The sequence below is a fragment of the Roseburia sp. AF20-18LB genome (genome assembly GCF_003461185.1).
GTDB lineage: Bacteria > Bacillota > Clostridia > Lachnospirales > Lachnospiraceae > Roseburia_C > Roseburia_C amylophila.
On sequence record NZ_QTWP01000006.1, the window covers coordinates 63,796 to 83,980 of the forward strand.

Sequence of the window (20,185 nt, forward strand, 5' to 3'; positions counted from 1 at the left end):
CAGAGAGAGACTATGCCCTCTCTGCAAATTTCCTGTTATGGTCTTCCTATCACAACAATCTTTCCTGTGCTTGCCACATCCCTGTAGACCACACCAAGACTTTCATTAAGCGCCTCTACCACCTTGCCATTTCCGACGTATACTGCCACATGGCTGATGTTCTTATATCTTCCGTTGCTTGTAAAACTGTAGAAAATAAGGTCTCCCGGCTGTAACTCATCAAAGGCGACTGTCTTTCCGGCTTCATCCAGTCCCTGTGCCTCCGCTGCCGCTGTGGTTGCACCGCCGTAACTAATATCCACGCCTGCATCTTTCCATGAATAATAGGCTAAGGAACTACAGTCATAATAGTTACCGCTGTCTCTTAAATCCTGACTATAAGGAAAGCCAACTCTGTGAAGTGCATAGGAGCAGACTGTTTTCTGCCTGCTGTCTGTAATTTCGTTTAGGATGGCATTGATTTCATCCTCAGTCATGGAGCTTACTCCCGGACTTCCGCCTCCGCCGCCACTTCCGCTTCCGGCATATCCAAGCTGTCCCATAAACTCCGGACTCATGATCTGCTCAAGCATTTCCACATGATCAGAGTTAAACCCATAGACCGAAATCATATCCCTGTACGATTTCAGCGTTACATTCACATACAGAACAGACTTCGTGACAGTAGTCACATTGCCGTCTGCATCCGTTTCTTCCACATCCTTTGTTCCGGTGCTTGTGGTGTATGAACACATATCATTTACAACTGCCTGCAGCCAGCCTTTAGAAGTATCATTCATGACTGTTGCAGTATCTCCGACACCATGCTTGACCATATAGACTGCCATGATATCATAGTAATTGCTTGGGTTTTCTTCCATACCTTCATAGTCCACATATACAAGCTCTCCAAGATCATATCCGGTATGCTCATTAACCTTCGTGTTCACATCCCGGTTAAACTCCTGCACATAAGCACTCGTTACTGTCTGCACGGTATCTCCTGATTCAAGTGGTGGCAGAAATAAAGCAAATGGTGAATTGTAAAGGATTGCTATCACCGCTATAACCGGAACCGCAATCATGGCAACTACAAGAACAAGTAATAAAAGCACCAATCCAACAATCGGTGCCGCTGCCTTTACCCAGGTAATCGCTTTTCGCACAATCAGATCCTTTACCAGCTTTGCCACGCTGTCTGTCTGATTCTCCTGTGCTTTCATCTTATCCAGAAAGAATTTTATCTTCCTGCTCCGGTTGGTCATTTTTTCATCCTTGACCTCTATGGACGCACCTGCCGCATATCCGGCTGCCATGCCGATTGCCGTGCCTGCTCCCGGTGCAACCGCTGTTCCTGCCGCTGTAGCAGCTGCCTTTGTAGCAGTTTTCGTTGCAACCTTAGCAGTAGTCTTTGCTGTTTCTTTTGCCGTCTCTTTAGCTACAGTCTTGGCTGTATCTTTGGCAGCTTTCTTTGCTGTCTTTTTTGCCAGCTTCTTTCCTGCCTCTACCTTCTTGATACGCTTCTTTGCCTCGGCTGCCGCCTTTTTCCTGAAAAGTGCAGCACCCTTAGAAGCAGTTCCGGTAACAGGGCGGCTTGCTTCATATGCAAGATATGCTGCCTGCGATACCTCATGCCCACCTTCTACCTGCTCTGTTACTGCCCCGGCTGCAAGTGCTCCAGTTCTTCCTGCAATGTGAAGATTCGTGTTCTTGGTCTTGATGGAAGTGTTGGATTCTTTAAGGTTTCGCTTAAATCTTGATAGTCCCTTATTCTTCGATTCTGACTGATGAATGGTACTCTTTCGATAGGACTTCTTTCTATCCGTATCAGTTACCTTTGCACCAGCTGTCTTAGGACCTCTCTCTACTGTATAGATGTTACTCCCCTTAATCTTGGCTCCCTTCGGTTCGTGGGCATGAATCTTGGCTTTCTCCTTGGTGTGAATGACCATCGGTTTGTCATCAACCTTTCTAATTTTCAATTTTCTCACCTCCTACTTTGAAAAATAAAATAAGCCGCTAGGGAGCAAAAATTACTCCTTAACGGCTATGTAAAATCATTCAATATTCAATTATTAAAAGCAACATGAAACTGGGATTTGGCGATTGCTTACTTCCTTATCGTATTAAGAACATTTAAGGCTTGTTCACCTTCATCTCTGTTGGTACTCCATATGCTGATAGACAATAATTCACCCGCAGAATAATACCCTACATAAACAACATAAATAGTGTTGCTATCTTCCGTTAATACATCGTCGTATATCTTTGCTTCAAATCCGCTTGGAATGTAGAAATCTAAATTTCGCTGTCTTGCAGATACTGGCACTGTTCTGATATAAGCATCTTCCATTACTTCTCTTGGTGCAAGTATACCATCCCTTTCTGCGTGGAACGGTGTTATACGAATTGTCAAATCACTATTGTCAGGATAAAAAATGTACTGACCACTCTCTTTATCGTATTCGCCTTGCCAGTTATCTGGCATAGAAATTTGCCAATCAAAGAGTAATTTATAAGAATTCATGTTGCCCCTCCAAATTCAAATTTGTAAATATCATTTTACATTTTTATATGAAATCACAATATGACTTGGTGCAAATAATACTGATGCAATAATCAATAGCACTGACCTACTCATAATCCCACTAAATAAGAACAACATTGAAGGAATAATAGAAAGTGCTAATGCTCTGAAAATGCTGTTTTTCTTAAAACATATAATCCAAATAGCACAATAAAGCATTACCAATATGGTATCTACAATCAGATATACTGCAAATGTTTCGTCAGACCACCACCCGAACCAAGTTCCCGGAATATTGATTATCATGAATCCGAAACAACCCAATCTCCCTACTTGTTCTGTGACCTCAACATATTTATTGTTCCACTTATTATCAAATCCATCTTTGCACTTAATCGCAAATACAACATTGGGTATCATAATGACTGCAATAAAAATCAGCCCAAAAACATTAAACCATTCCATATTATCTACCATCACAAACTTGAATTTATACCCGGTACTTGTCTCGATTTATAGTCATATCAACTAAATGAAATACAAGTAAGATAATAAAAAAAACGGAAACTATTATTATTCCTGCGCCCAGCTTGATAAAATCAATTATACCGCCAAGACAAAAGAGCATTGCCCATGTCTTAATCCGTTTTCCAGTAACTCTGCATATTTTCTCTGTATTTAATCCAGTATAATCTCCTGATAAAAACAGCACACTTCTTTCTGTATTCCTTGATTTGATAAAAAATCTTCCAACAAAAAAGAGAACAGTTGCCATCAGTAAATCAATAAATATAATTATTATTTTCATTTTCAACACCTCTAATTCTAAGTTCACAACTTCCGATTTTCTCAATTCTCCAAACTTGAATTTATTACTCCAAAATAACCGGAAGCATAATCATAATAATTCCAAATAAGGCAAATAGAATACCACCTATTTTTGTTGTTTTCAAGTAAAACTCAGATGGTTCATCTGCATAATAAGATTTCCATTTTTCTGTTAATTTCCATATTAAGCCCGGCTTTAAGAAGATAAACATACCTAACGCAAAGATTATGATTCCACCACCAATAGACCACCACATATTTACCACCTCCTTTAGCAAATTCAATTTTCTTTTCCCTAATAATTACAAATATTCCTTGGAAATTGCTTCCACACCATACATTTCCATAAATGCATCCAGGTCCGCTGCTGCATCCCCAATCAACATATTCTCGTCAAAGTGTACGATATGCATATCTTAAAATCCAGCCACATGTTCTCCGGTACAAATGATACATTTTAGAACTGCTTCCTTATTTATTTTTCATATCGAATCTTATATGCTTTTTTCTTAAAAACAGGGAATATCTAATTTATTATCATCAAGGTCGGATATTCATCCGACCTCTTGATTATACTATAGATTCTATAAAAATTCATCTGTTATCACTGCAGCATTGCTTCTTTTTTCTTCTGTTCCGCAATCTTCTCATGAATGTTGGTATTATACAGCCTGTACAAATCTGTATCCTTACTAATCTGATTATCAAATGGAATCACCACAGAACCACACTTGATAAGTCCCATTCCCGATGCAGTATTGGTTACGAATCTTAGCTGTGCCTCTGATACCCCGATAACTTCCGCCATCTTGGAACTGTCTGTATTCGCCTGTTTTAAGAGTGCCACAAACTCAGAGTTTGCAAGCATTGTGGTTGCTGTATAGTTCTGCAACAGATCGACGACATTCTGCGTGATACCGGTACAAAGTCCTCCCTGCTTTCTTACTTTCTTCCAGAGCTGCTGCAGATATTTTGCAGAATACTCGGAATTAAGCAGGACGTGAAACTCATCAATATAGAGCCATGTTGCCTTGCCTCTCTTGCCATTCTCAACAATCCTGTTCTGAATAGACTCCATCATGACAAGCATTGTGATAGGACTAAGCTCCGTACCTAAGTCCCTGATGCCATATACTGTGAATCTGTTATCCACATCCACATTTGTCTGATGATTGAAGATATTAAGTGAACCATTTACGAAAAGCTCTAGTGACAATGCAATGTCCTTTGCCTCATCCTCCGGCTGTGCCATAAGGATATCGTAAAAATCACTCATCACCGGGATATACTTCTCTTTGCTCCTTGCAATGTCGATATACAGCTTTCTCACACAACGATCAATGATTGACTTCTGTCTTGAATTTAAGCTGTCCCCGATACACTGCTCACAAAGTCCAAGCATGAACTCGCCTTTTTCTCTTACCATTCCCTTGGAATCATTCGGATCAAGGCTCCATACATCCATCTCCAGCGGATTCACATAGTTATCCGTGTAAGTGGACATATTTACCACTGTTCCACCATAGGTCTCAGCAATATCAAAGTATTCGTTCATTGGATCTATGACGATTATTTCATCATCTCCCGACAAGAATACGCTGCCCATCTCCATCTTGCAGAAAAAGGATTTACCGGAACCCGGCACTCCGAATACGAAGCCATTTCCGTTGATGAGCTTCTTTCTGTTGCCGATATTCACATTCTTGCTGATCTGATTGATACCATAATAGTTCCCTGTGCTGTCATTTAATTCCTGCACATTAAATGGCATAAGCACCGCAAGCGACTGGGTAAGAAGGGTACGCATTGTCTCCACCTGTCTTACTCCAATCGGAAGCGCTGTGTTGAGTGCCTCCCTCTGCTTTAAGTAGTGTGTGTCAATCGTGCAGCTGTTACGCTTTCCGATAGTCTCTACTGTCTCACATACACTCTCAAGCTCCTTCTTGCTTTCTGCCATAAGAATAATGGTTACTCCCACAAAGAAAAGGCACTGGTCATTCTCACGGACATCATCCATGATTTCTTCAATCTCCTTTTTCTCCGTTCTCTTGGCATATGAAATTTCCGTAGAAAAATCGTTATTCTTATTACGAACTCTCTGCTGTTTGATAATATCCGACTCAATACCAAGGTATTTTTTCTGAAGCACCTTTGTTGTCAGATCCTTTGGAACAGGCACCACATCAATACTCGTGATAGAATGAACCGGAAGGGAAGTAATCTCATTGATGAATCTGTCTGACAAACTGCTCGGATACTTTTTGATAAAAAGTGCCTTGCAGAATTTACTCTCATCCTCAAAATGGTCCGGGAAATATTTCACCATCCCATTGCACAGGTCATTTCTAAAATCTGCCCCGACCTTCTTTGCCTTTTTGATATCAAAATCAAAGCTGCCCTCATCTCCAAGATGATAATAGTCATAAAGCACTTTCAGCCTCTCATTTCCATTAAGAGGCACAATCTCCGCACCAAGCTCAATGAAAGCCTTGTGTATCGTTGCCTCAAGGGTTGCAAACTGTGCCTTCGCCTCCTCAAAGTTCTTTCTCTCAATCGTGATTGTCAGGTATCTCTCCTGCTCAATCCCCTGTCTGCCCTCAATAATCTTCTCTTCAATGATGTCATTGTAAATTCTTCTGTAATTATTGAAACCATCATTTTTCTCAGCAATCAGAACCTTGTCACGGAGTTCATCCATGTTTTTGTTCTTATTGTTGATCGTAATCTTATAATTACAGTCCAGCGAATTTAAGAACTTGCAGTATCTCTCGAAAATACCGATCTGCTCATCCTCGGTTGCTGTCGTGTAATTGATGTCCTGAAAGCGGTAGCATTTGGAATACTTATTTTTGCTTACTTCAAAAATGCCGTTTTCAGCCACCGCCATAATCTCTATGGTTTCCTGAATGGATTTAGGTGTCTTATACAAAGGCTCACTCGCCTTCTTTAATAACTTAAATCCGTCTGTAAATAAACCCATGTCTCTAACCTCGCTTTCTTATAATGAAAGCCCGCCGGGAACTTCACCCTGCGGGCTATGTTCCCGACCTTGCGGTCAGATACTATTCGTTTCTAATGCATTGCCTTATATGCTGCAATGCCTGCTACTGCCGCCACAATGACTGCGACAAGTCCAAGCAGCATGTTTCTCGTCTTTTTCTTCATTGCTTCAAACTCCTCCTGCTTCTTTACAGCCGAATCAGCTGTTACAGTCTCCTGTTCTGCCTTTCTGCCTTTCTTCTTTACCTGTTCATTCTGTTCTGCTTCTAACTGCTTTATTGCAGGTTCTCCCTCTGTTGATACATAGGTAAGCGCCCTGTTGCCAAACATAAAATGCAGTTTCTTTCCCATATACTCGTAGAAATTCATCCCATTAAAGGAATAAAATCCGCCAAGAGCAATCGGTGCCACACATGGAATTGCCACATAAGCAGAACCCGTAAGACCGATATACTTGTAAAGAAGAAGGACAATACTGCCACCGACCACTACGCTTGCAATGGAAAATATAAGCTGCCTTGCAGTAAGTCCCATCGCAACCGATTCCTGATAGCGGTCAATATCCTTGTTTACTTCGATTACCATTGTCCCTACCTCCTATCTTGATAAATCCTTTGTTTCCGGCTTTCTTGTCATTCCAATATTTGCCTCATACTTATCCATTCCATCCGGACACAGTTCCCTAAGCTTATCCACATTGAACAGATAAAGCGGATATTCGCAGAAACCGCTCCTTTGCGTGAATCCTGTAAACTCTCCAAGGTCATTGTCTGTAATAAACTTTTCAATATCCGGCATGTCATTCACATTCAGATATCCGCAGTAATTTGGTGCTGCAACCGACAAATTCACAGTCACATCCCCAAAAGGCTCCTCATATCCATCTTCATTACACATAAGACCGATAAACATTGCCCTGTTATTCATATACTGCTGGATATCAAATGTCACCTGCGTTTCTCCGGTTATGCTTGAATTATAAGTAACCTGTTTCTTTTCATTATCCATTTCTGCCTCCCTCTATAATCCAAATGCCTTGCTTGTAAGTGTCTGTGCACCCTTCACGCTTCCAACAGTCATTGCTATCGTAAATGTCATTTCACACAAATAAATAAGCGTCTGTGCCCAGTCAGCGTAACTTCCTGTAAATGCCGGAAGTCCTGCATTGATAAATGCATTACATACCACAATTGCAAGTGCCATCGTTACTGCCTCGAATACACACGAAAGAAAATATTTGCAGTAGGTAGCCATTGTATGACTGACCATTCTGTTTCCTGCCATTGTGGAGCATGCAATCGCACCAAGCGGCACAATAATCAGTATCTTTAAGAACCTGAAATACACTGTGTAAATGATAAAGAATCCACAGATAATAATGATGATTGCAAGCAAAGCTGTAAGTATCAGCATTACCAGACTCTCACCAAATCCGAGTCCCTTAATGATGTCTGCCTGTGTACTGTCAATGGCAAGCTGCGTCGTTGTCCCCGCAGATATAAGTCCCACCAGATTTCCTATGGAAGTAAAAAACGCTTTCATAATCGTGACATTATTTGCAACAAACCATTCTGCAAGTCCCAGTCGGATAAGCATACGAAATATAGACTCAAACCTCATCTCATCTTTTACATCTATGCTTTCCGAGCAGAAACCGATAACAAAGAACAGCACAACGAGGGAAGAGCCGACCGCTACAAAGACCGGCTCTATACCCTCAATGACTGCCCAGGGACCTCCGCCCTTGAAACTGACCGGTGACTGTCCAAGCATTGCAAAGACCAGGGATATCTGATTGTTCCAAAACCCAAACACTGCCTCAAGAAGTGCAAGGATCTTATCACCAAGCTTAAAAATATCCATACTTGTTATTCACCTCTTTCCTTTTACTAAAAGGGGAAATGCATTTCCCTAATCTTAGAAGCCTAAGAATGTCAGAACTGTTGAAATACCAGCCATCATGACACCTGCCACAATTCCTTTCAGAGCGGAGTTCATGGTAGATGAATCCTGCTGCTGGTAGGCTTGTGCGAACTCCATAACATTCTTTGCAAGAATGATGACACCAACCGCACCAATGACTGCAATGATAAGTGTCTTTAAATTCTCAAGCGGCTGTGTTACTGCGGAAGTACCTGTACCTGCTGCAAAACAAGTAGTGCTCATAAGCATTACTCCCATAAGTGCTCCGGATACTGCCGGAACCATTCTTTTCTTAAAATGAAGTAATCTTCTCTTCATGCCTTTTCCCTCCAAACCCTTGTTTTCTGCACTATTGCAGACTGAATTGTTAGTTACTGTAATCTGTTCTTTTCTCATGATAAAAATCTCCTTTTTCTTGATGTGTGACAGATATGGAAAAAGCCAGAAAGGAATGTACACATTCCAATCCGGCTGATTTCCGAATGGAATATATACATTCCTCTCTGTCTTTGTTTTTTTACTATATGATTATCAGGCAATGCCTGTTGTAAAGATTAATCGGGCTTTCCCCGATGCGTTGTGCTTCAACCACCTCCTTTTATGACATGAAAAAAGCACTCTAACCTATTATTGGCTAAAGTGCTTTGTAAAACAGTTATTAAATTATTTATCAGTCAGACAAACTTGAAGTTGTCAAAGAGAATTGTTCCAGTATTCCACAGTATTGCCATTCACATCATAGAATGTAATGGTTCCCGCATTTATAGGCAAAACAATCGCAAAAGGTTTATTGCTGTCAATGTCAAGCACTTGAATTGTGTTGCCGTCATCTATTTCAAGCTGTGTTACCTGTTGCTGATTCATAGAAATAAATGCTCGCTCATTATATCCTTCTACAGTGTACTCGGCAATTCCTCTTTGAACCCCCGAAAGTTTTCCACCCCCACGGAAAAAGTATCCAAAGGAAAGACCAGGGCGGTTGACATAGACGGAAAAAGAATGGTCACTCAAATCCTGAGGGTAAGAAATATATGCAGCCATCGTGCTGGAAACGCTTCCATCGACCGTCCAATCATCCTTAATCTTCTGCGACGAACGAATATCTGTCTCCAGCTTAGATGAAGTCACGCCGATCTCATTGTTTGTATAAAGAAAACAAACAAATAAAATACAAACAAGAACAACCCCTATCACAATTTTAAGAAATATTTTTTTCACGCTATCAAAACTCCTTGTCAACTACCGATTTGTAAGTTTCTTTAATCTCACATAGACACAGTATACCACAACTTCTGTGCCTATGCGATAACTTACTGCTTCTTTCGATAAGAACTCATCTTCTCCACCGTTACCTCTGGATAGAAATAAGTCAGTATCGTTGCTCTAGGAATTCCTGCCGCAAGTGCCATCTTTAGCTCCTCTTTCTGCTCAGGTGTATATGACCAATGAAGCATTCGGTTTGTAATAGTATCTTCCCACTTAGGCTTTTCCCTTTCAGGATTCCTTACAGGCTTACCACCAGCGTTTCCACTAGAACCACTGGCAGTTGCTGTACTATCTGCTTTCTGTGATTCATCGACATACTCAAGCTCATTTGCCTGTTCCCTGTCTATCTTTGCTTTCTGCTCTGCTTCATCCTGCATGGAGAATCTTCTGCTTAATTCCGCATCGCCAAGCATCATAAACTGCTCATAGGTTAGAGAATCTATATACACATTCTCGCCCTTATCCTTCAGTTTTTCATAATACTTAACTGCCTTGTCTGAAAGAATCTCAAATGGCGGACCGATAAGATTATTTGCTCCTCTTATCTCGTGAACATAAGGCTCTCCCTTGCCATCTGCTGTCTGGTTAAACATCGGATGATTAAATGGAATAAACTTGTTGTCCATGATAGGATCAAATCCACGGATAAAAATAATACATTTCTTATTATCCAGCTTTCTTACCTCATCGGGTGTAAACAGTTCCCTGCCTAAAACATCATAATTTCTTGACGAGCTTCCCTGCCTCCCCTTTGTCTCTCCGCTTGATTTTTTATCAATCGTGCCTTTTCCAAGCAGTTCCGAGACATACTTGTGCGTACTCTGCTCATTGCCTCCAAGATAGATGAAAGTATCGCAGTTGCCTGGAATGGTTTCCCAAGTATCCTTGAAAAGTGCCTTTAACTGGGCAAAGTTCTGTATGATGATAATACTGGAAATTTCCCTGCTTCGCATTGTAGAAAGCAGCGAACAAAAATCATCTGGCAATGCAACATTCGCAAATTCATCTAACATAAATGTCACATGAATCGGGAGTCTGCCACCGCAGTTAAAATCCGCCTGATAGTACAATTCCTGGAATATCTGAGTATAGAGCATTCCGATAATAAAATTATAGGACTTGTCACTATCGGGAATTACACAAAAGAGTGCTGTCTTCGTCTCTCCATCACCATTGACTCCAATACCTATATCAGATAGATTCAGCTCATCCTTAGAAAGAAGTCGTAAAACCTGCTTATTCTCAAGAAATGCAAGTCTTGAGTTTGCACTGATAATAATGGAACGTACTGTATCTCCTGCACCTCTCATACACTTGTTGTACTGTTTTACTGCCGGATGATTAGCTCCAAGTGGAGAACTCTCCTCTAAGAACTTCATTCGCACATCCAGTTTCGATGCCTTTCCCTGCTCTGTCACTTCTGCTTCTCCAAGAAGCTTCAGTACTGTCTCAAAGTTTCTCTTTGCCGGCTGTACTTCAAGCCATACATAATAAAAGATTGACTGTAAAAATAATCCTTCTGCTTTCTCCCAGAATGGATCACTTGGAGTGGAACCCTTTGGTGTGGTATTACTGATAAGATTGGTAATCAGCTTTACCACGTCCGTTTCCTCTCTGATATAGGAAAACGGATTGTAACAGTCTGACTTATCCATCTCAAGCAGATTGATGACCTTCACATTGTATCCGTTATTCTTTAACATCTGCCCGCAGCTTCTAAGGATTTCTCCCTTTGGATCGGTACAGATAAAGGAACAGTTATGCGGCATCTGCATCAGATTCGGCTTTACTTCATAAAATGTTTTTCCTGCTCCGGAACCACCACAGATAAGGATATTTCCATTGAGCTTGAGTCTCCTGAAATCCAGCGACATCTTCACATTCTGGCTGAGTATCCGGTTGAAATTTTCATCCTTATCTGCAAGTATCTTGTTGACCTGCTTCGGATTTTCAAATCTTGCCGTACCAAATTCTTTGCCAGGCATATAGTTTCTCTGACTGGTGTAATACATGACAATAGCCATCGCATAGATACCTAATGCAATGGCTACTGCTTTTACTGTATTGGAATTGTAATAATTGGCAAAAGGAACAGCACATACCTCATTGAATCTGTCCATAAATTCATTAAAGGCAATCCCTTCCGTCCACGCACCATTTATCAGATAACCAAGATACCCTGCTAACACTGCACCCACAAGGATGAATATCAGTGACGGCATTTTCTTTGTTGTCTGCATAGGCTGCTACCTCGCTTTCTTTGTGGTAACAGTTTTCTTCTGTGTGGTCTTTTTCTGCTGCTTCTGCACTTTCTCGTAACGCTCCCTGACAGATGACTCCACCTTGTCGTAGTGAGTATAAAGCTCGGTTCCTTTCTGGGTTGTCACCACACGATTCTGCTCATCGTAGAGCTTATAATCCTTGGTTGAATCAAGGAAGGTAAGCATTGTCTTTCCACCATGAATCTCCATGATGTTTTCCTTACGGAGCCATACATATCTTGCCTCTTCTCCCCATGTGCCGGGAACTCTGGTCTTAACAGCATGGTCATTTTCTTCGATAATCAGCTTCTTGCTGATTGTCACATCTGACAGGTTCGCATTTTTTGATGCTGCAACTGCCCTCATTCTCTCAGCAAGGTCCTGATAGCCTCTGACACGGTTGATAAATGCATCCTTGTCCATCATGACTGTATGGGTGCCATCCTCATTCTTGCTGCCAAGCACACCGATTGTCTCAAGCTGTTTGATAACACTTTCAGCCTGCTCACCATTGATACTGAAATTCTCCTTGACCTGATCCACACTGATAGCTTTCTTTTCCATTGCAAACATTCCGACCTTTTCGATCAGTCCGTCAATAGCGGTATTAACCCTATCCCCTTCTATCGTGTGGCTTTTCTCGTTTCCCTGCTGTTTCTTCAAAAAATCCATCAGCTTGCCAAGGGATTTTTCATCTCCATTCTTCAGATAATCGTCAAATGTGGCAATCTTACCAAACTTGAGCTTCTGTATCATCATATTCACACGGGGAACTGCCTCAGTATGGAAGATAACCTCACTCAGTCCATCTTTCCTGTTACAGTCTGGAAGTACCGAATACAGGATTCCATACTTCTTTGCCATCTTTTCAACCTTTTTCATATCTTCGGTATTAAACTGCAACACCTGTAAATCGCCACCTTTTAAGATCAGCTTTCTCATGGATGTCTTGCCAAGTGACTTTTCATAATCAAGCATCCCTTTTAAGAAATCTATTGCCTTCTGCATGGCAGCAATGCCGCCGCTTCCTACCTTCATGGCAATCTCAATGCCATCATAAGCTACACGGATGATCTGCACCGCTTCCTGAATCTCTTCTGCCATTATCGCACCTCCACTTTCTCTCTGACTGTTGTTTTAAGTGTTTCTGTCTCTGTAGTACGGATTTCCTCGGCTGATACATCAATACCATAAGCAGTCAAAATATCTGCCAGATGATTGATTGCTTTCTCCTCCTCGATACGATACATTTCAAGTGCCACAAGCAGGTTTTCCACCTGTTCCACCCATGCAGGCTTCATATCATATTTAGACCTGTATGTGACCATAATCTCGTCCGACTCAGCCTTATCCGCTGAATGTGCCAAAGCTTCAATAAGAGAAATCGTGTCTTCCTTGCTGCCACTTCTGAATGCGAACTGGACAACAAAGTTTTTCTCTTCCTCTGTAAACTGATGCTCCACACCATTCATTTCTGTTACTGCTTCATTTACTACTGCTAAATTCATAAGTTCCTCCTAATCTGCCATGCTGTTTTCAAGCACAGCAATCTCAATGATCTCCTTCATCTTTTCCGCTGAAATGTTGTTGTTTATAAGCTCTACAAGCTGTGACTCAGTAAGTCCCTTTTCTATTGCACTCTTAATCTGCACAAGCTGCGCCGGAACAAGGTCTCCCGATGCAACCAGCTTTACAATGTCTGCTCTTGACTTTTTCTTAAATGACAGTCTTGCAAAAAGACTTGCCACTCCGCTGTTGCTGCTCTTTCTCACACTTCGCTCAATCGGAAGTCTCTGCACCACATTTCCAGTACCATCAACTACCGGAATCTGATAATAGACAGGAATCCCGTTTGCCACAGCCTGCATATTCTGAGGAACTGCAACTGTATCAACCATCTTTTTATCTGCCTGTGATACGGACTGGCTTTCCTGCGGCTCTGCCTTACTTTCTGCCTCTTTCTTATTCTCTGTGGCAACACTTATGATCTTATCTTCCAATGACTCTATTCTGTCTCCCATACGCTTCATCTCCTTATCCTTTTTCTCAATATCATCCCTGAGTCTTGCAATCGTACTGCTTGCCTTATTCAGTTCATTCTGCTGACTGTTGATAAGAGCATCCTTATCCTGGTTCTCCTTGACCAGACGCTCCCTGACTTCCTCATCATCTTTGGAAGTTTCTATTTCAGAAAGCTTCTTATTCAGGGCATCATACCTTTCATTCTGATGATTGATCTTTGCAACCACTTCATCCATCTGAGCTACAAGACTTTTCACATACTCTAAATCCTGTGGCATCTGCTCTTTGGCTTTATTAAGCTTATCTAATACCACATCAAACATCCTGCGCATGTTTACTGCCGTATCATCTTTTTGGACTACCTCTCTGATTGCATCAATCGGCACACCTTTTTCATAGTAATCCAATGCTGTCTGCATCTTAGGTGCTGCCATCCTGCTATCTTTCAGCAGCGTTAACAACTCTTCTGATACACCCTTATGCAGACATTTTGATAACACCTTCATCTGCTCAATGTCATAACTTTTGTTAAGATACAGACCGATTTCATCATCAGTCAGTCCATATTCATAATCGCTTTTGACAAGAGCAATAACCTCACTGTCCATATGCTTATTACGAAGAATCTGTATCTTTCTCTCAATCGCCATTTCACTTAATGGCTCTCTTTTTTCTTCCATATATGCCTCCTAACCACTAAAAAAACAGCCTAACGTACCGGCTGTTCTTTTCTGTCTCTTATTGTTTCTTTGTCATACTGCTTCTCTTCTGCCGAAGCTGATACCGTAAGTTCCTTCCATATTGATCTTCCAAGATTAAGTTCCTTTGATACCGCCCGTTCTGCCTTACAGTCCTGTGCATACTTGCTCTCATATTTTTTTCTAAGACTCTCGACCTCTTCCACACTGTATCCCTGTGCCAGAAGCTCAGTGTTAAGCCTTTCCCATGCATTGTGCTCATCTTCAAAGAAGGTATCCCCACTCTGATAACACGATTCCGCATCATCAAGCCCCCGGATCTGTTCAGCCTTGTCAAAAATATCTTTGAATCTTTCCTTAGCCTTATAGGTCTTACTCTTTTCCTTTGATGCTTCTTTTTTCTTATCCGTCAGATTATCAAGTACCGATACAAGTTCTTCCGCACTCTCAATCTTATGCCTTACCAGAAATAGATACTGCTCCTGCAGCTTATGCATCTTTCGGATATCATCCTTATACTTCCATACCTGACTGTATGGCTTCTTTTTCAGCTTTCCAATCCGGTAAAGCTTTGCATAATATCTTTTCTGCAAGCCTGACATCTTCGCCCTGCGGTATCTTTTGACATAGCACTTTACTATCGCTGCCTGTTTTTCCTCATTCTGTGACTGGTAAAAAGATAAATCTTCCTTAGCAATACGCTCCACAATAGCTTCCTGTGAATAATTCTCGCCAAGAGTCTTACATCTTCTGAATCTTGTCATCCCCTGTGGTCTGACTGCCAGATACTTTCCCTGCTTGACCTCATATCCTTTTTCCGACAGCAGTTCCAGAAATCCTCTGAAATCATTTGCCTGTAAAATGCAGGCATCCAAATCTCTTTTTATCATATCTGCCCACACAAAGCTGCCTTCACGATATTCGCTCCAATCCTTATAATTCTCGTGCTGTTTCTCTTTGCTGCCATCCTCCACATCTATAATGGAAAGACCATACTCCTGACACAGCTTATTGGTAATCGGCTGGATATACTTTGCCCAGTCACCTTTCTCGTAGCGATACTTTTTCCCATCCACAAAGCTTACACTGTTAAATACAATGTGTGAATGAACATGGTCTGTATTATCATGAACCACAAATACCGCTTCATAGGCATCGCCAAGATATTCTGCTACAAACTTCTGTGTTATCTCAAAAGCCCTGTCCGGTTCCACCTCATCCTCTTTGAAGGAAAGAATGATGTGATACCCCTGTCGCTTGTCTGTTTTTCCAAACTGCTTCTTTGTATCCATCATCTGTTCAAAAGCCATATCTGCCTGACAGTTAACAGCTCCCACAAGTCTTTCTCTCTGAGTTTTCTCAGGATTCATCACATAATCCAGTGCCCGTTTCAAATGCCTTGCATGAAAAGAATTCCCGCTGTCCTTCATGTGAAGTATCTTACTGATTGCCAATCTTTACCACCGCCTCGCTGACAGACTGATTCAGCTTTTTCATATATGTCACAAGCTGTTCCTTATCTTTCTTGGAATACAGCTGTGCATTGCTGTTAAATACAATCTGATTGATGTTAATGCCGATTCGATTTATCTCATTGATAAGCTCTTTAAGAAGTTTCCTTACTTCCGGATAATCATTTGGTTTCTGACTGATTAGAAGCCTGATATATTCGGCTTCATTCATTCCATTTGCCTTTGCCTTATCAGAAAGTACCTTCGCTTCCTGTGGCATAAGTCTTAGTGTTTTCCTTATACAATGAACTTTATCCGCCATAGAATCACCTTCCTCTCTTACCCGTACTGTATTCTCTTACTCCTTCTGCTACTGTTACAGCAACTTTTTCCAGTTCTTTATTACCCAGCTGGGCAATAACCCTGTCTGCAAGCTCTGTGGCAACTTCTATAAGTTCCTTACCATAACAGGTTTTATCAAACAATCTGTCCAGTCTCTTTTCATCTGCTTTCAGACTTTCATACTTGCTCTGATACTCGTTATAGTCGTTAAAATCCTTTGGATCACTCCTGTGTGCTTCCGCATCAAGTATCAGTTCATAGTTCCATTCACAGACAATATCTATAACATCATCTATCGGGTATGGTTCAATTTCACCATTCTCCTCAGCTACATCCTGCCTGTACATCTTCCCATCTGAATCTATGCCAATGGCATAATCATGTCCTTCCATATAGTTAAGCAGAATTGCAGCATCTTCTATCGAAGGGTTTAGTAAGATATCAAATGTGTCTGCCCAGGCAATAAGTTCCTCTGGTTCTGCGATTATTGTAAGTTCTTTATCCATTGCTTTCCTGCACCTCCCTTATCCGTGTTTTGTATATCTCTTCCACCCACACGCCTGTCTGAATCTCTTAGGTTTACGGCTAGATACGCATTAGAGACATCTCTGTCCTAATGCCATCTAGTTAGGGAGAAAATCTCCCTAAAACCCTCTGTTTATGAAAGTGGGGGCGCTTTTTGCCCCCACTTTGCTACTTTGGGGGCGCTTTCTGCCCCCATTTTGTTATTTTGGGGGCGCTTTCTGCCCCCACTTTTATTTTTACTTCAGTCCGGATTTTGTCGTGTCCAAATTGTGGGGGCACTTTTTGCCCCCACTTTGACATTTTGGGGGCGCTTTCTGCCCCCACTTTGCTGTTTTGGGGGCGCTTTCTGCCCCCACACATCAAAATCCGGTTTCTCATGCCCTGACTGGTTCATCTGCTCGCTTATTCATCCTGTTCAGATTAAGCTTTGCCGCTACAAGCCACTCGTTGTAATCCTTATATCCGGCTGGAGGCGGGCAGTCTTCTACCTCATATCCAAGCTCATAATACTTTCTCATAAGTTCAGCTGCCGCCTTCCGTCCCGGCTCATCTCCATCAAGGCAGAACCGGATGGCAGTAATCTGCGGATGTTCCCGAAGAAATGTCTCAAGCGGGGCATCTGCAAGCATTCCAAGTGCCAGCTTATTTGATTCATAATCCGTGAAGATATCAACATAACTCATAAGGTCGATTGCTGCCTCAAATACTACAAGCTCTGTACTGTTAACATTTACTACATTAAATCCATAGTTTTTATCATTGCCTGTGACATCACACTTGAATGGCTTGCCCTGCTTATCAAACACGCCCCTCATACTTGCAAATCTTGTCACTCCATTTTTATCATTTCCCTTGAAAACAACATTGTGGTAATGCCTGCTCTCATAAATCAGTCCGTCTTTTAAAAAAAGATCTATGACTGCTCTGCTGATTCCTCTCTCCTGATTCAGATATGAAATAAGATAGGAATTATCTCCTGCCGGTTCCGGTAGGACAAACGGCTTTCTCTCCTCTGCCTGCTTCTGTGATACCTGATGAACAAGTGGTTGCTTTACAGGATTCTCGATTCTTCTGTATCCTGCAAAGTCCAGAAGCCAGAACACAGCCTCTTTTACACTCATTCCACAAAATACCCGTAAGAAATCTATCTGTGAGCCGCCATTGTTGCCTTTGTCAAACTGCCTTGACCATCTGTACCAATGGCTTCTGTTATAGATACGGATGGAATCCATCTCCTTTAAAGTGTGGTATTTGCCAATCCTCTTTACTGTATACCCAAGGCTTTCTGCAACTGCACACAGGTCAACACTCTTTGCTATGACAAGCTCTTCATCCGTAAATCTTCCATCCATGCTTTCACCTTGCCTTTCCCTGCTCTGCTACAAGCGGTGACTTGATATCAAGTGTCCGGTAATCTGTGCTCAAGGTAATCTTAGGATTATCAATCATGCCTTTTTCCCTGAAACTGAAAAATTCACGATTGTCTCCACCGACTATGATATGATCAATGAGCGGTATTCCCATCAGTTCACACAGCTTGTTCATGCGGTCTGTCATCATCGTGTCTGCCTTGCTTGGGAATACATTTCCGGATGGATGACAATGGATTAACATCATGCTTGCAGCATTGCTTAAGATACTTGATTTAAACAGCTCTCTCGGATGTGCCATTGCCTCATTTAAAGAACCAACACTTGCAAAATGCACATTGATAGGTTTTAAATCTGACCTTAGATTGACCACACACACTACTTCCCTGTCAAACTGGCACATACAGTCTCCCATGACAGCAGCTATATCCGCCGGATTATTAAAGGTGTGCTCCGAATAAATCGGAGCATCCTTTACAAGTCTTACCGAAACCACATCAAGCTTGAAGTCATTCTTCTTTGGCATCAGACACCGCCTCCTCTCCAAACTCGACACGGATAACAAAGTCACCTTTCTGGCTGTTTATGAGAGCAATGAGTTCTTCCATTGTGAGTTCCTGCTCCATAGCTGCCTCCTATCTGGACTTTTCCTTCGCGTCATATACAAGGGGAGGTTCTGCAACGATACCATCAAGTCTCTTGTTTGGTGTATCAGTTGCAAGGGTGAGTTTTCTTAAATCCTTATCATAGTGATATACCTGATTGGAAAGTCTCTCATCCAAAGACACCTCCTGCATATTTACCTCGACTACCATCTGTGCTAGCATCTCAGGGCTTCCCATATCTGAAGATACTGCAATAACCTCATGCACGCTCGAAGGGAGAATATAAAGGTCACTCTCTAAACTCTCTGCCAGCTCATGAAGCTCATTCTCATAAAGCATGGATGCTGCGCCATTGATACCCTTTTCATTGGAAATCACCCACATCGTCTGCTCCGGTGGAATCTCAGCTATCATCATCTCTGCGATCTCCTGTGGCATCCCATCCCTTGCGAACATTTCTTTCATAATGTCATTCATGCTACGAACGACAGGTGGGAAGAGTCTTCTTGTGTTTTCCGCTGCACACTTAAAGAGCTGTTCCTCGCTCATTCCAAGTCTTTTCGCAAATTCATTTGTAATTTTTGAACTCTGCACCGCATCCTTATCTGCACTGATTATTACCTTATACACAATAGAAAGATCCTGGAACTCTCTGTGCGGCACCTGTTCCAAAAATGTTTTATTCTGCTCTGTATTGATGAGCTGGAATACAATCTTCTCGTTAGCATCCCTCATAATGCTGTCCACATCAACAACCGGAGTCTGCTCATATGCCCTTTCCATGAAGTCACATGCAGCCATAAGTGTTTCCTCAAGATCGCCACAGTCCTGATACTTCTTATACATGTCATTGATATAAATCGTGGGTGAAATGTTCCTGCCTTCTTCTCTTAAGATGATGCCATCAAGAGTCACATTTACCTTTTCCACTGGCTCTGCCACAAGCTCCATTCCTTTGAATTTCTCAGGCATATAATCCATAAACTTTTCTTTTACTACTTCCTTAAAAATCTCGTAATTCATCATATTACGGTTCCTCCTTAATCTAAATTGTCATATAAAATCCCTTCATCATCAGGATTTTTGTGTTCTCTGTAACTGTTGTCTTCTTCGATTCCCATATCAAAAGTGGTATGAGATTTTCTTTTCTTTCTGTAATAATTCTTGAGAAACATACACTTTCTACAGTCCTCACAGAATAATTCTTCCGGCGGAATGCCTAGTGCCTTTGCAATCCTGTTCAACGTTCCCGTCCTTGGAACTCTTGAACCATTTTCGTATTGGGCAATTCTTACATCACCTCTATTTTCAAAACCACTTTTCTCGCCCAGTTCCCTGAGTGTCATTTTTTGTCGTTTTCTGTAATACCTGATTCTTTCTCCTACCAC

At 41.6% G+C, this 20,185-nt stretch carries 22 protein-coding genes; all 22 read right to left on the bottom strand.

The genetic code is table 11. The annotated features are described in order from the left end of the window. Window positions 1-35: 35 nt before the first annotated feature. The 22 genes from DWX65_RS11165 to DWX65_RS11275 all read right to left on the bottom strand — a co-directional run bounded on the left by DWX65_RS11165 (window position 36) and on the right by DWX65_RS11275 (window position 20,185). The gene (locus DWX65_RS11165) at window positions 36-1,931 is read right to left on the bottom strand and encodes a C40 family peptidase (protein ID WP_117874834.1); all 1,896 of its coding nucleotides are present in this window, start codon (window positions 1,929-1,931) and stop codon (window positions 36-38) included. A 158-nt stretch (window positions 1,932-2,089) separates the two neighbouring features. Then, a complete protein-coding gene (locus DWX65_RS11170) occupies window positions 2,090-2,506 on the bottom strand; it encodes a hypothetical protein (protein ID WP_117874784.1) in 417 nt (138 codons plus the stop codon). 30 nt (window positions 2,507-2,536) lie between these two features. Continuing rightward, window positions 2,537-2,971 carry a hypothetical protein gene (locus tag DWX65_RS11175; RefSeq protein WP_015567814.1) on the bottom strand — a complete coding sequence of 145 codons (435 nt, stop codon included), beginning with the start codon at window positions 2,969-2,971 and terminating at the stop codon, window positions 2,537-2,539. A 25-nt stretch (window positions 2,972-2,996) separates the two neighbouring features. Further along, window positions 2,997-3,314: a hypothetical protein gene (locus tag DWX65_RS11180; RefSeq protein WP_005611085.1), complete on the bottom strand. Its 318-nt coding sequence runs from the start codon at window positions 3,312-3,314 to the stop codon at window positions 2,997-2,999. A gap of 64 nt (window positions 3,315-3,378) precedes the next feature. Next, entirely contained in the window at window positions 3,379-3,591 is a 213-nt protein-coding gene (locus DWX65_RS11185; RefSeq protein ID WP_118173455.1) for a DUF6199 family natural product biosynthesis protein, read from the bottom strand. 347 nt (window positions 3,592-3,938) lie between these two features. After that, window positions 3,939-6,314, bottom strand: a complete 2,376-nt coding sequence (locus DWX65_RS11190) for a VirB4-like conjugal transfer ATPase, CD1110 family (RefSeq protein WP_117813352.1) — start codon at window positions 6,312-6,314, stop codon at window positions 3,939-3,941. Between the two features lie 92 nt (window positions 6,315-6,406). Beyond that, window positions 6,407-6,919, bottom strand: a complete 513-nt coding sequence (locus DWX65_RS11195) for a PrgI family protein (protein WP_118173456.1) — start codon at window positions 6,917-6,919, stop codon at window positions 6,407-6,409. Window positions 6,920-6,931: 12 nt separating this feature from the next. Next, window positions 6,932-7,342, bottom strand: coding sequence for a DUF4313 domain-containing protein (locus DWX65_RS11200; RefSeq protein WP_006858871.1), 411 nt, complete (start codon window positions 7,340-7,342; stop codon window positions 6,932-6,934). Window positions 7,343-7,354: 12 nt separating this feature from the next. Next, window positions 7,355-8,197 (bottom strand): hypothetical protein, encoded by an 843-nt coding sequence (locus tag DWX65_RS11205; protein WP_004611540.1) that lies wholly within the window; start codon window positions 8,195-8,197, stop codon window positions 7,355-7,357. A gap of 54 nt (window positions 8,198-8,251) precedes the next feature. Further along, the gene (locus DWX65_RS11210) at window positions 8,252-8,653 is read right to left on the bottom strand and encodes a hypothetical protein (protein ID WP_044986705.1); all 402 of its coding nucleotides are present in this window, start codon (window positions 8,651-8,653) and stop codon (window positions 8,252-8,254) included. A 297-nt stretch (window positions 8,654-8,950) separates the two neighbouring features. Further along, a complete protein-coding gene (locus DWX65_RS11215; protein ID WP_006060469.1) occupies window positions 8,951-9,475 on the bottom strand; it encodes a hypothetical protein in 525 nt (174 codons plus the stop codon). Window positions 9,476-9,567: 92 nt separating this feature from the next. Further along, window positions 9,568-11,763 (bottom strand): VirD4-like conjugal transfer protein, CD1115 family, encoded by a 2,196-nt coding sequence (locus DWX65_RS11220; protein ID WP_118173457.1) that lies wholly within the window; start codon window positions 11,761-11,763, stop codon window positions 9,568-9,570. A gap of 6 nt (window positions 11,764-11,769) precedes the next feature. Beyond that, window positions 11,770-12,888 carry a PcfB family protein gene (locus DWX65_RS11225; RefSeq protein ID WP_117606308.1) on the bottom strand — a complete coding sequence of 373 codons (1,119 nt, stop codon included), beginning with the start codon at window positions 12,886-12,888 and terminating at the stop codon, window positions 11,770-11,772. Further along, window positions 12,888-13,292, bottom strand: coding sequence for a hypothetical protein (locus DWX65_RS11230; RefSeq protein ID WP_006858865.1), 405 nt, complete (start codon window positions 13,290-13,292; stop codon window positions 12,888-12,890). The genes DWX65_RS11225 and DWX65_RS11230 overlap by 1 nt, the downstream gene beginning before the upstream one ends. Window positions 13,293-13,301: 9 nt before the next feature. After that, window positions 13,302-14,486, bottom strand: coding sequence for a hypothetical protein (locus tag DWX65_RS11235; protein WP_117690976.1), 1,185 nt, complete (start codon window positions 14,484-14,486; stop codon window positions 13,302-13,304). 29 nt (window positions 14,487-14,515) lie between these two features. Next, on the bottom strand, window positions 14,516-15,934 hold the full coding sequence (locus DWX65_RS11240) for a relaxase/mobilization nuclease domain-containing protein (protein ID WP_118173486.1): 1,419 nt from the start codon (window positions 15,932-15,934) through the stop codon (window positions 14,516-14,518). 10 nt (window positions 15,935-15,944) lie between these two features. After that, a complete protein-coding gene (locus tag DWX65_RS11245) occupies window positions 15,945-16,277 on the bottom strand; it encodes a plasmid mobilization protein (RefSeq protein ID WP_117477940.1) in 333 nt (110 codons plus the stop codon). Between the two features lie 4 nt (window positions 16,278-16,281). Beyond that, entirely contained in the window at window positions 16,282-16,803 is a 522-nt protein-coding gene (locus tag DWX65_RS11250; RefSeq protein ID WP_117477939.1) for a multidrug transporter, read from the bottom strand. Between the two features lie 393 nt (window positions 16,804-17,196). After that, window positions 17,197-18,174, bottom strand: coding sequence for a DUF3991 and TOPRIM domain-containing protein (locus tag DWX65_RS11260; RefSeq protein WP_118173458.1), 978 nt, complete (start codon window positions 18,172-18,174; stop codon window positions 17,197-17,199). Between the two features lie 4 nt (window positions 18,175-18,178). Continuing rightward, window positions 18,179-18,718, bottom strand: a complete 540-nt coding sequence (locus DWX65_RS11265; RefSeq protein WP_004611525.1) for a JAB domain-containing protein — start codon at window positions 18,716-18,718, stop codon at window positions 18,179-18,181. A 109-nt stretch (window positions 18,719-18,827) separates the two neighbouring features. After that, complete coding sequence (locus DWX65_RS11270; RefSeq protein ID WP_117568820.1) at window positions 18,828-19,823, bottom strand: DUF5688 family protein; 996 nt, start codon at window positions 19,821-19,823, stop codon at window positions 18,828-18,830. A 14-nt stretch (window positions 19,824-19,837) separates the two neighbouring features. Continuing rightward, the gene (locus DWX65_RS11275) at window positions 19,838-20,185 is read right to left on the bottom strand and encodes a helix-turn-helix domain-containing protein (RefSeq protein ID WP_055196088.1); all 348 of its coding nucleotides are present in this window, start codon (window positions 20,183-20,185) and stop codon (window positions 19,838-19,840) included.